11 protein-coding genes and 1 tRNA gene are annotated in these 11,590 nt (G+C 41.4%); 6 read left to right on the top strand and 6 right to left on the bottom strand.

The annotated features are described in order from the left end of the window. Nucleotide 1 precedes the first annotated feature (1 nt). The 3 genes from CKO50_RS22390 to CKO50_RS24980 all read left to right on the top strand — a co-directional run bounded on the left by CKO50_RS22390 (nucleotide 2) and on the right by CKO50_RS24980 (nucleotide 1,234). A tRNA-Glu gene (locus CKO50_RS22390) sits at nucleotides 2-69 on the top strand. A 458-nt stretch (nucleotides 70-527) separates the two neighbouring features. Continuing rightward, nucleotides 528-662, top strand: a complete 135-nt coding sequence (locus tag CKO50_RS24975; protein WP_255231130.1) for a hypothetical protein — start codon at nucleotides 528-530, stop codon at nucleotides 660-662. 47 nt (nucleotides 663-709) lie between these two features. Then, complete coding sequence (locus CKO50_RS24980; RefSeq protein ID WP_255231131.1) at nucleotides 710-1,234, top strand: methyl-accepting chemotaxis protein; 525 nt, start codon at nucleotides 710-712, stop codon at nucleotides 1,232-1,234. Between the two features lie 121 nt (nucleotides 1,235-1,355). Here CKO50_RS24980 and folE2 read toward each other — a convergent pair whose 3' ends face one another. Beyond that, entirely contained in the window at nucleotides 1,356-2,276 is a 921-nt protein-coding gene (gene folE2 / locus CKO50_RS22400; RefSeq protein ID WP_095729971.1) for a GTP cyclohydrolase FolE2, read from the bottom strand. Nucleotides 2,277-2,597: 321 nt separating this feature from the next. Here folE2 and arcB point away from each other — a divergent pair, with 321 nt between their 5' ends. Then, the gene (gene arcB, locus CKO50_RS22405) at nucleotides 2,598-4,919 is read left to right on the top strand and encodes an aerobic respiration two-component sensor histidine kinase ArcB (RefSeq protein WP_095729972.1); all 2,322 of its coding nucleotides are present in this window, start codon (nucleotides 2,598-2,600) and stop codon (nucleotides 4,917-4,919) included. A 6-nt stretch (nucleotides 4,920-4,925) separates the two neighbouring features. Here arcB and arcA read toward each other — a convergent pair whose 3' ends face one another. From arcA to trmB, 5 genes are all read right to left on the bottom strand, one after another. After that, nucleotides 4,926-5,645 carry a two-component system response regulator ArcA gene (gene arcA / locus CKO50_RS22410; RefSeq protein WP_095729973.1) on the bottom strand — a complete coding sequence of 240 codons (720 nt, stop codon included), beginning with the start codon at nucleotides 5,643-5,645 and terminating at the stop codon, nucleotides 4,926-4,928. 107 nt (nucleotides 5,646-5,752) lie between these two features. Next, entirely contained in the window at nucleotides 5,753-6,274 is a 522-nt protein-coding gene (locus CKO50_RS22415) for a YfiR family protein (protein ID WP_095729974.1), read from the bottom strand. Then, nucleotides 6,271-7,893, bottom strand: a complete 1,623-nt coding sequence (locus tag CKO50_RS22420) for a sensor histidine kinase (RefSeq protein ID WP_095729975.1) — start codon at nucleotides 7,891-7,893, stop codon at nucleotides 6,271-6,273. The genes CKO50_RS22415 and CKO50_RS22420 overlap by 4 nt, the downstream gene beginning before the upstream one ends. Nucleotides 7,894-8,057: 164 nt before the next feature. Beyond that, nucleotides 8,058-9,086, bottom strand: a complete 1,029-nt coding sequence (locus tag CKO50_RS22425; protein ID WP_095729976.1) for a methyltransferase — start codon at nucleotides 9,084-9,086, stop codon at nucleotides 8,058-8,060. Between the two features lie 80 nt (nucleotides 9,087-9,166). Further along, nucleotides 9,167-9,892 carry a tRNA (guanosine(46)-N7)-methyltransferase TrmB gene (gene trmB / locus CKO50_RS22430; protein WP_095729977.1) on the bottom strand — a complete coding sequence of 242 codons (726 nt, stop codon included), beginning with the start codon at nucleotides 9,890-9,892 and terminating at the stop codon, nucleotides 9,167-9,169. A 144-nt stretch (nucleotides 9,893-10,036) separates the two neighbouring features. Here trmB and mutY point away from each other — a divergent pair, with 144 nt between their 5' ends. Continuing rightward, entirely contained in the window at nucleotides 10,037-11,098 is a 1,062-nt protein-coding gene (mutY, locus tag CKO50_RS22435) for an A/G-specific adenine glycosylase (protein WP_095729978.1), read from the top strand. 65 nt (nucleotides 11,099-11,163) lie between these two features. Next, a complete protein-coding gene (locus tag CKO50_RS22440; protein ID WP_010379401.1) occupies nucleotides 11,164-11,436 on the top strand; it encodes an oxidative damage protection protein in 273 nt (90 codons plus the stop codon). The last annotated feature ends 154 nt before the right edge of the window (nucleotides 11,437-11,590 follow it).

An 11,590-nucleotide genomic window follows, 5' to 3' on the forward strand; every position in this document is an offset into this window, starting at 1 on the left:
TCGTCTAGAGGCCTAGGACACCGCCCTTTCACGGCGGTAACAGGGGTTCGAATCCCCTAGGGGACGCCACTCACTTTCTGTATTCCATTCTCATCATGTTAATATTCACATTCGCCTTTCTTATACCAATTAGCCTTGATACTTGCTCAATTTTACGGAGTAAATCTAACGCTAACTGCATAAAAATTTCTCATTTAGAATAACTAAATAGCAAAACTTTCGCTAGGTTGTCGACAAGGTTTTCTCGCCTTGCTTCAGTGCGGTCGCTCAGCGAAAAGGTAAAAAGTATACGATAACCCTCTGATACAAGAAGTGTATCTCAATAAGGTTAATTATGCTGCATCTATAGAGTTTGCTTTACTCGTTAGAGAATCCGAGCTACGGGCTGTGCTTGGGTGTGTTAAAGGTGCTAGTGTCACCGTTTCAGAATGCGTAACCTAAACGATGCAAGAATGCAAAACGAGTTCTGATATGTTAAATCGACAGCAAGCGTAAACAGGCTCCTTAGAGCAATTAATCAGGTGTTTGTGTCGATTGGTGAAATAGCCTCTAATACTAATAATGCAGCGCAGCAATCCGAAGCGGTGCTTGAATCCGTTGTGCAGGACAACAAAGCCGTTGATGATAATATGGAGAATAATTATGCCTTATCAAAAGAGTAGTCTCGCACGCAAAAAATATAGACGATCTTAATGCGCAAACTGTTAACATCGAAGGTGTTGTTGACGTGAGCCGTGGGCTCTCCGAGCAAACCAACTTACTCTATTTAAATGCCGCTATAAAGGCTGTACGTAATGGTGAATATGTGGTTGCTGATGATGAGGTGAGAGCGCTTTGGCAAAGGACGCAAGATTCGATAGCCGAGATTAATACTATTATTGCCGGTCTGACACCACGAGTAGAAAGGGAGCTTACTGCGATTCAAAGTGGAGTAGAGCGTTCCTCTGAATGTGTAGTAAAGGCAGAAGGGACGAAAGTGAACCTTGAAACGATCAACACAATAATAAATGAAATATTAGGTTTGAACTATCAAATTGCGACATCGACAGAAGAGATGTCGAGTGTTTCAAATGAGCTTAAGGCAAATGCTGTGACAATATCAGGTCTTGCGGATGAGTCTATAAAAAGTGCGTGCAAGACGCATGAAACGATGAAAAATACAGAGCAGGCTTTAGAAAACGAAGAAGTGCTCGTCGAGCAGTTTATTCGCAAATTAAACCGTGCCCACCGTTGAGTGGATAACTTACGGTAATACAGCACTTACTTCGTTGTGTATGGGAGGAGATTAATCAGAGCTATCTAGCTCTGATTAATAATAGTAGTCAACGGAGCGGATCTAATACCAATTACTATAATTAAACGTTGTAGCCGTCTTCAACCCCTTTCACGGCATAGGCCACTGCGTCATGGGCGTGAAGGGATTCGTAATGGTTGATTTTAACGTAGAAATCTAAATAAGTTTGCTGGTTTAGTAGTGCTTTTAGCTTCCTCGCTGCATCTTCACAAAACATTAGGTTTTGGCCATTTAGGCGCGCAAACTCTTGTTCATCTTCACGTTTTACTGCGGCTTGAACAGGAGTTTTTAACTCGTTTTCAACCAATTCGATCAGATCTAAAATCTCAAACTCGCTACTATTATCTGTGAGCTTAACTTTTATATTTGCAATCGAGCGTTGAGAGTGGGGTGTTGCAACGATACCTTCAGTGCTACCTAACCAGTCATGCACGCTATGAAAATCTAATTGTTTACCATCAAAAGCTTGCTGGAAAGCGTTTTGGATCAGTTGACGAGACAGTGCAGCTGAACAGGGGCAAGTTGACGAGTAAGCAACGTCAAGCGCCAGTTCTAGCTTGTAAATACCGTTCATCAAAGTTGCGTCAAGGGTAATCGGGTATGATTTCCATCCCATTTTTTTACTTAAAAGCGAAGGGCGTCTGATAGGTAATTCAAACTGCAGTGTTACTTTTGCACCTGTACTTAAGTCGCTATGCGTACTTAAAAAGTTATCTAACAACTGCTTTAGAGTTTTTGGTGTAAGCACTTGTTCACAAGAAAGAGTGTCAAGGGCAAGAAAGAGGCGTGACATGTGAATGCCTTTGGCGTCTTCTTTTTGCAAATTAACAAAAGCATCGGCTTTGGCTGTAACAGTAATTTGACTTAGGCCTTTGCTCTCTAATACTAAAGGCAACTCTATGTTACCCATGCCTACCCAGTCTAAAGTACCTGTTTGTAACGCACTAGCACTGTGTGCAATGTCTGGCATGTTATTTTGCATCGATGCTCTCTTTTCTCACGACTTAAAAAACGGGCATATTACACGAAATCAGATTAAGTTGGGATGGTGAGCTTAAATCTATCCGCACTAAATTAGATGATTTGTGCATTTAGTGATACAGAGTCTCATTTCCGTTATCTATCGCTTTGCATAGTGTGCATGTAATGGGGCGAATATTCAGGCTCTGCAATTTCTATACTCGCTTATTACTAGGGCTTTTGTATAATATTTACTTTGAGAGCTTGAAAAGCAATTCAGTCGGGCTCAAGCGGTAGAATATAAACTTGCCTGACAAGTGTTTAACAATGGTGAAGTAATAATATGACAGAAAATTCGTTTGGCTCATGGGCTCGAATTTTATCAAACTTGGTAGAAAAATACGGAAACAAGCGGGCGTTTGCCATCGCTTATGCTTTTACGCTCTTCGTTGCAGTTATTCTATCTTGCATGTTTTACTATGTTGCATTAGGTGTAGTTGAAATTGTTGATATATCGGCACTCTTTTTCTTAACCGCTGTTATTGCGCCTGCTCTCATCATGATGTCCGTCGCGGCAATGCGGGAGGTACACTCATCCAAAGCTTATTTGGAGTCGGCAACACAACAAGAAAAGATGCTTAACCAAACGCTAAAGGACAATATTAATCGTTTAAATAGTGAAATTGACGAGCGTAAAATAGCTCTGCATGCTAAACACCGCGCGATAGATGAATTAAGAAAAGAAATTGCAGAACGTAAAAAGACCCAACAAGAACTTGCGCAGCAAGGTATGTTACTGCGAAGCATCGTTGACTCATCTCCTGATCTGTTCTATTACCGCGATGAAAATGGTGTATTCGCAGGCTGTAACAAGATGTTCGAGTTAGTGATGGGCAAAAGCAGCGAAGAACTAATTGGTAAATCAGTCGAACAAATATATTCAGAGCAATACCTTCCAAAAGTACTTGAAACAGATAGCCAGGTATCAGAAACACAGCAACCATTAACACTTGACGTAGAGTATCCTGTTGAAGGCGAATCTCGTTGGTTTGAAATGCGCAAGCTGCCATTTATCAATGATAAAGGCGAATATATAGGCTTGTTGGCCTTTGGTCGTGATATTACTAGTCGTAAAGAAGCCGAGCAGGCGTTGGAAACTGCATATAAGGATAAAGGTAAGTTTATTGCTACGCTAAGTCATGAATTAAGAACTCCGCTCAATGGTATTGTTGGTCTAACGCGCATGATGTTAGACACAGATCTGACTGCACAACAAAAAAGTTGGTGTAATACTGTGTTTTCAAGTGCAGAGACGCTTGGCAATATTTTTAACGACATCATTGATTTAGATAAAATTGACAGAGAGCAGCTAGATATTGCAACCGACAGCATTAATGTCTCTGATTTTATAAACGATGTGGTCAACTTTGCAGGTCTAATTGCTGATCAAAAGGGGTTAGAATTTACTATCAATCGCTCTGGAATCTTAGACGTTTATGCGTTACTCGATCCGACACGTCTACGTCAGGTACTTTGGAATTTAATTAACAATGCAGTGAAATTTACCCACAAGGGTAATGTGGCGCTGGAATGTCGCCGTGAGAATCGAGATGATGGGCCATGGCTGACAATTAGTGTTATAGATACAGGTATGGGAATATCAGAAGATCAGCTAGAGCGAATCTTTGAGATGTATTACAAGGCTCCGGATGCATCTGGTAGCAATGCGATTGGTTCAGGCATTGGTCTTGCTGTTACTAAAGCCCTTGTTCAGGCTATGAAAGGAACGATAGCCGTGGCTAGCCACGAAGGAAAGGGGAGTCGCTTTGATGTTGAGATCCCATTGCAGCTATGTAATGCACCGAAAGAACAGAGTTATGCTGGTAGAAGTTTGTACATTTTACTTGTTGAGGATGTGCCGTTAAACGCGGAAATTGCGACAAACCTATTAGAACAGCGAGGACATGAAGTTATTTGGGCTGAAACTGGCGAGGATGCACTCTCGTTTGTTGAAACTGAGGATGACCTAGATCTCATTCTATTAGATATGCAGCTACCAGATATCAATGGTGATGTTGTCGCGCGTCAAATAAGAGAAGACTGTCATTTTGATCACTTACCAATCGTTGCCTTAACCGCAAACGTCAGAAGCGCCGAGCAAGAACTTGAGGGGATCAGTGTTCAGGGGGCTTTGGCCAAACCAATAAATACCACTAAGCTCGATAAAATGCTCGCAGAATTATTTGGAATTGAGGCACAGAAAAACAAACAAAGCATCGATATTCGAGAAGCATTGTCACAACCTGAGTACTCAGATTTAGATATAGAGACCATTTGCGATTTTGTTGAGTCTATGGGGGCTGCTGCATTCCAAAGAAGCTGTGACCTATTTACTAAGCTCAGCCCTAAGTACTGTCAAGAGCTCAGAGAGGCTATTGCACAAAATGATATTGAGGAATATGGTGCGGTTGCACATAAAGTTAAAGGTGCTGCCGGCTCGGTAGGGTTGCAACTAGCCCAATTACAAGCAAAGAAAATGGAATTAGAGTCAGAGGGCAAAGAGAAAGCAACACTATTGGGTTGGGTATCTGAGTTAGAGATTAAAATAGAAGAAGGGCAAGAAGCCCTTCATCCATTAATTGCAAAACTCGCTGAAGATCAGTAAAAATGATTATTGAGCGTCGAGTTTACCAATGAAACGATAACCTTCACCGTGAATTGTACTAATTAACTCAGGCGTATTGTTATCAGTTTCGAAATGTTTACGAATGCGGCGAATAGTAACGTCAACAGTACGGTCATTTGCGCGAAGTTCACGACCAGTCATGTGCTTGATAAGCTGCTCACGGCTAAAAATTCGGCCAGGCGAATCTAGCATTAGACGAAGTGCACGATATTCACCTTTAGGTAGACGTTTTGAATCGCCTGTTGGAGATGTTAAACAGCGACTGTTTTCATCTAACTCCCAACCATTAAAAGTAATAACGCCGTTGCTATCAATTGTTGACTCTTCTGCAGACGAGCCAGTACGAGAGATTAGGTTGCGAGCACGAATCGTTAGTTCACGCGGGTTAAATGGTTTTGTGATGTAATCATCAGCACCAATCTCAAGACCAAGAATGCGGTCAACATCATTGTCACGACCTGTTAGGAAAATAAGGCCGATGTTTTTCTTCTGGCGTAATTCACGCGCCAAAATTAAACCATTTTTACCAGGAAGGTTGATATCCATGATTACAAGGTTTACATCATCATTTGATGTCAACTTGTCATGCATGTCATCGCCATCAATGGCTTCGATTACTTTGTAACCTTCCGCTTCAAATAAACTAACGAGGTTCAGTCGAGTTACGTCTTCATCCTCTACAATTAGAATGACTGGCGTTTGCATTATTAATTAACCTTTTCGGAATATACAATTTACAATGTGTTCGGACTTATATAATAAATCCGAATATTTACGATTATAGGAGCTTATCCAATTGTTAACAAGTAAAATCAGTTGGGATGAAACTTGGATACGGCAAGCAGCCTTGAGCGCACGATGAAGTACTGTTTTTCTAGTGCTTGCTTATTTATATACAGTCGAATTTTGCTCCCTTCTTGGACCAAAGAAGCAATCCCGCCTCTTTCTAAAAACTCAATACTTTCGCCCACGGTCAACATGTTTGACTCTATTGTATCGGTCCAAGCGGACAGTATATCATTTTCGCTAGTTTCATCAATGTATGTGATATCGCAAGCGCTGGAAAGTTCCCCATAGCTCCATGTTTTTTTTGCTTCAACGAGCTCAATGGGTTTACCTCGCACATTTAGCTTTGTTGCACTTTTTAGCTCAGCAGCTGGTCCCGATTCAAGTGAATAGAAGCAAAATTGAATACTAGTTTTTGTGTTTTCGTCGGGAAACTCGACGAATTTTGCCATTTGATAGAGAAAAGCAGAACGAACCTGATCTGGTGATTTTGCAGTTGTATTTAAGGAGATAAATAAAAGCAAAATAACTAGATTAATCAACCTCATTTTAGATTACCTGAAAGAGGAAGAGTTATAATAAATTTAGCACCTTGGCTAAATTCTTCATCTAAAGTGATCGAGCCCCCAAGTGCTTGGGTTACCAGGTTATAAACTAAATGCATACCTAGGCCGCTTCCTCCCTCACCTCTACGAGTTGTGACAAACGGATCGAAAATGCGTTTTTTAATTGCTTTGGGTACACCCATCCCGTTGTCTGCATATTCAATAGCAAGTTGTCCCATTGATGGTTTCACAGTAATTGAAATGCTATTGTTTTGTTGGTCTTTAAAGCCATGGAGTAAGGAGTTAGATACAAGCTGTTCTAACACTTGTTGTAATGGCCCAGCTTTACTTTCGATTGCAAGTCCAGAGTCACAGTCAATAGTCACTTCAGGCTGTTTTGTGGAGAGTTCAGCTCGCATAGAGGCTACGACTTCAGTAAGTAGGTTTGACAAATCTATTCGTGAGTTCACTTCTAGGTCTTGGCTTACGGCAAGGCGCTTAAAGCTAGAAACCAGCTCAGCCGCGCGGTTCAGGTTGCGGTAGATGAGATCAAGATTTTCAATTCCGTCGTTAACAAAGCGCTCTAACTGCTTGGAGGTCAGAGACTTTGTTTGAAATGCTTCGCGAATATCGGATAATTTGTCTCTTAACAACGTAGAACCTGTAATCCCCAAACCGATAGGGGTATTTACCTCGTGGGCAACACCTGCCACCATTTGCCCCAGCGAAGCCATTTTTTCGTTCTCGATGATTTGGTTCTGGTATTGATGCATACGCTCTAAAGCGTTCAGCAATTCTTGGTTGGCTTCGCGTAGCGCAATCGTGCGCTGATTCACTTTTTCTTCCAAGCTCTGATTTAGTTGTTTTATTTCTTGTTTATCGGCTTTATGGCGCTCAAGTTGGTTTTCGGTGCGCGCAAGCATAATATTTAAGTTATTAGCTAGTACATTTAGTTCTGAGATATTGCTGCCAGGCGCTCTGGCACTATAGTTATGATTTTTGGAAACGTCTTGCAGTAGTGAGGAAAGTTCTTCAATTGGCGTAGCGATGCGTTTTTGGATCCCCCTCGATACGAGTAAAACAAGAACAAGGACAAATAAGGTAAGTGCAATATCTACCAGTATTTTTTTATTTATGTAGTTTGAGAGTCTTTCCAAACCGCCACGGACATAAACATAACCTTCAATATTACCCTCATAAATTACAGGCTTAATCAATTCAATGTAGTCTTCTGAGACTTTGGGGGTTTTTAACTCTTCAATTTGATTAACCTTTAGCGGTACCGGTGGCGTACGACTAGCATTGTAACTAGTAAAAAATACAGGGCTGTTGGTTACGTCATCCATGGCATAGATATGGATGTTTTTGATGATATCCACTTGTTGAAAAGACTTTAGACGTGCATCTTCGGTTTTTCGATCATCGAATAAAATTGTGATTTGAGAATTGAACGCAACGATGTCGGCTATCATCTCGATTTTGTTGATGATCAGTTGTTTTTGCTCTTTTACATCAAGGTAAGTGGAAATAGATATGGATAAAGAGAGGCACAACGCGGTTACAAGCATCACTGCGCTGATCAATACTTTTCTTATGCTTGTTTTTGTTAATTGCTTACTCATTCTTATTCCAGCTGTATGATCAGCCTTAGCTGCGGTTACAGAGCTTCTGAGATCTAATAACTCATTATAATAAAGTAGAGCAAATCTTTGAAAATGAAAAGATAAAAGGTGGGTTTGAGTTAAGGTTTACTTGATATGAGCAAGTAAACCTTAGAGTTAGTAAACTACAGCGCTTTATAGATGGCGAATTTAGTGTTTTTAGTGACAACTTCAAACTGTTCAAACTGAGCTTCTAAAATAGGAGGATATTTTAAGAAGCTATTAGCAACCAGCTGAATATTAGACTTGGTATCCATATGGCGCTTGATGTTATGTAGAAATTGCTCTGCGATATCATAGTCTGTTGAAAGGCCTGTATGAAATGGTGGATTACTCAAAATAAGATTAAATTTACCCTTCAATTCACTTAAACCATCGCTAAGCAATAAAGTTGCACTGAGGTTGTTTAAAGCTAAAGTCTGCTGCGTAGCAAACAGCGCAAGCGCATTGACATCTAAACACGTAAACTTAAGTGCTGGACTATTCAATAAGGCGTAGCAGGCAATAAGCCCAGCACCGCAGCCAAAATCTAACACTTTACCTTTATAGGGAAGGGTGACATTTTCTAGCAATAGTTGGGTACCTGCGTCGAGCTTCCCATGATTAAATACACCAGGCAAACTTGCAGCAGTAAACTCGGTCTTGGCTATACGCACTGAAAAAGTCTGTACATAATGGCTTACGTCAAAACCTGGGTTGGCAGTAAGTTGATCAAACTCATATAAAATACAATGTTTTGCGCTTTCTAATTTATAACAGTGTGCGGCGTGATCTTTAAGTTGCTTTTCTGCACTTTTCACCCCACTTTTGTTTTCGCCAACAACAAGTAACCTAGTTTCAGCTGTGCTCAAGTGGCGGATATTATCAAATACCATTTGCGCTTCAGGTTTTGACTTAGGGTAATAGTAAATAACCAAATCAATATCTTGCAATTGCGGTAGTTGATGGTCTACATAGCTCTTAACATCGGCGACTTTATCGGCGTGAAGGTGGTCTGCAAAATCGAAACTAAACGCATGAATTGCCGAACTTGGATTGAGCGCTTTTAATTCACGTAGGAAGCCGTCGCGCTGATGGTTAATAACCAGAATATTGTTGGCAATAAGCTCTTCTTCATTACGAAGTAGTAATAAACTCGGGTTGGTAAACTGCAACGCTAACTCCTAGTGAATGTACTCAAATAGATGGGCGATGAAGCAGCCTGTTGAGCCGCTCCATTATAAAGCGGGGTTGTTTAGTTAATACGCTCGAACATTAAGTCCCAAACGCCATGTCCTAAACGATGGCCACGTTGTTCAAACTTAGTAAGCGGTCTAAAGTCTGGGCGAGGAACATAGTCATTGCTTTGCGACTGGTTTTTATAGCCAGAGGCTGCGCTCATCACTTCAAGCATATGCTCGGCATAGTTTTCCCAGTCAGTTGCCATATGGAACACGCCGCCCACTTTAAGCTTTTGGCGTATTTTTTCAGCAAACTCAAGTTGTACAATACGACGTTTGTGGTGACGCTTTTTATGCCATGGATCAGGGAAGAATAGCTGCAATTTAGCGAGGCTGCCATCAGCAATGCAATCCGCTAAGATTTCAACAGCGTCATGTTCAAAAACACGTAAGTTAGTGATGCCCTGTTCATCTGCATCCATCAAGCAAGCACCTACACCTGGACGGTGTACTTCTATGCCAATAAAGTTTTGTTGTGGGTTATTTTTTGCCATCTCAACGAGCGACTTACCCATACCAAATCCAATCTCAAGAACGACTTCATTGCTGTTACCAAATACTTCTGTAAAGTCTAGCAAACCTTGTTGGTGCTCCAGTCCCATTGTTGGCCAGCATTTTTCTAGCGATGCAGCTTGGCCTTTAGTAAGACGTCCTTCACGCTTAACAAAGCTACGCACTTTTCTGATGTACTTGCCTTCTTCCTGCGCCTGTTCGAGCGCACTTTTGCTTGATTCGTTCATGGTCATTTCTATGCTCGTGAAAATGGTCGCACATTATCGTCATTCAGTTGGCAATAAACAAGTATAGAGTGAAATTTTACGTGGTGACTATTAACGCGATTGTGATTACACTGGCGGCTTTTGTAGCAAGTACTAGTCAAGTTTATGAAAGTTAGCCAGCAACAAGCTAAGTGGTTTGGTGAGCAAGTTGTGTCTTGGTATCACCTTCATGGTAGAAAAACACTGCCGTGGCAACTCGGAAAAACACCGTATAAAGTATGGATTTCAGAGGTGATGCTACAGCAGACTCAAGTAACCACAGTTATTCCTTATTTTGAGCGCTTTATGACGCGCTTTCCAACGGTAATTGCGTTGGCCGATGCACCGGAAGATGAAGTGTTACACCATTGGACTGGGCTTGGTTATTACGCCAGAGCAAGAAACCTTCATAAAGCTGCAAAGGTGGTCAGAGATAGCTATAAGGGTGAATTCCCACAAACATTAGAAGCGGTGATGGACTTACCAGGCATTGGTCGCTCTACCGCTGGCGCGATACTCTCTCTTGCGCTTGGTCAGCATTATCCAATACTCGATGGTAATGTTAAGCGGGTCCTAGCTAGGTTTTATATGGTTGAGGGCTGGTACGGAGTAAAAAAGGTCGAAAATCAGTTATGGTCTTTGAGTGATGCCGTCACGCCAAGCGGTGATGTAAGAGCGTTTAATCAAGCTATGATGGATTTAGGGTCTGGCGTATGTACCAGAAGCAGGCCAAGTTGTGAGACTTGTCCGCTAGTTGAGGAGTGCGCAGCGTTCAAAAATAACCGGGTAAAAGAGTTTCCTAACCCCAAACCCAAGAAAGAGAAACCAAAAAAGCGTGCTCACCACTTAATAATTAAATGTGATGATAAAGTGCTGATGGAGAAGCGCCCATCGAGTGGAATATGGGGTGGGTTATTCGGCTTTTTTGAGTTTGCAGAGCAAGATGAGTTAGACGCGTTTATTAAGCAGCAAGAACTTAAACTTGAATGTACAAATACACTTGAACCCTTTGTGCATATTTTTACGCATTTTGAGTTAACTATTACCCCCGTGGTTGTAGAAGTAAAAAGCATGCCAGATTGTGTGCATGATCAGCAACTGCTGTGGTTCGATACTCATAACCCACCAGAAGTTGGGCTCGCTGCGCCGACTAAAAAGTTGGTTAAAGTATTAACCGCAATAGGGTAAACTGACACCATCACTGGTGCTGACTCTCATTGAGTGCACGATTAAAATTGAAGAGGTAGATACTCATGGCACGTACGGTATTTTGTCAAAAGTTACAAAAGGAAGCGCCTGGACTGGATTTTCAACTGTATCCAGGAGAAGTTGGTGAACGTATATTTAATAACATCTCCAAAGAAGCTTGGCAGCAATGGCAGCATAAGCAAACTATGCTAATTAACGAAAAGCATCTTAATATGATGGATCCTGAGCATAGGCAAATGCTTGAAGAGCAGATGGTCGGCTTTTTGTTTGAAGATAAAGAAGTCGAAATTGAAGGCTACAGGCCACCAGAAAAATAAAGGTCGCATCAGCGTAATGCTGATCAGTTAAGGCGTTTATCGGTTGACCGATCAAAATGATCATGCACAATCCGTAGTTAGGTAACTAACTACGGATTTTTTGTGAATATAGAACAAGCTCTTCATTCAGCTTTCGAAGAAAGCACGCGTTACC

Origin of the sequence: Pseudoalteromonas sp. HM-SA03 (genome assembly GCF_002289345.1) — a bacterium.
Lineage (GTDB): Bacteria > Pseudomonadota > Gammaproteobacteria > Enterobacterales > Alteromonadaceae > Pseudoalteromonas.

Bases quoted from the DNA above. Each gene is read 5' to 3' on its own strand.
- CKO50_RS22420 (WP_095729975.1), bottom strand. From the start codon at position 7,893: ATGAGTAAGCAATTAACAAAAACAAGCATAAGAAAAGTATTGATCAGC.
- CKO50_RS22440 (WP_010379401.1), top strand. From the start codon at position 11,164: ATGGCACGTACGGTATTTTGTCAAAAGTTACAAAAGGAAGCGCCTGGA.
- mutY (WP_095729978.1), top strand. From the start codon at position 10,037: ATGAAAGTTAGCCAGCAACAAGCTAAGTGGTTTGGTGAGCAAGTTGTG.
- arcB (WP_095729972.1), top strand. From the start codon at position 2,598: ATGACAGAAAATTCGTTTGGCTCATGGGCTCGAATTTTATCAAACTTG.
- folE2 (WP_095729971.1), bottom strand. From the start codon at position 2,276: ATGCAAAATAACATGCCAGACATTGCACACAGTGCTAGTGCGTTACAA.
- trmB (WP_095729977.1), bottom strand. From the start codon at position 9,892: ATGAACGAATCAAGCAAAAGTGCGCTCGAACAGGCGCAGGAAGAAGGC.
- CKO50_RS22415 (WP_095729974.1), bottom strand. From the start codon at position 6,274: ATGAGGTTGATTAATCTAGTTATTTTGCTTTTATTTATCTCCTTAAAT.
- arcA (WP_095729973.1), bottom strand. From the start codon at position 5,645: ATGCAAACGCCAGTCATTCTAATTGTAGAGGATGAAGACGTAACTCGA.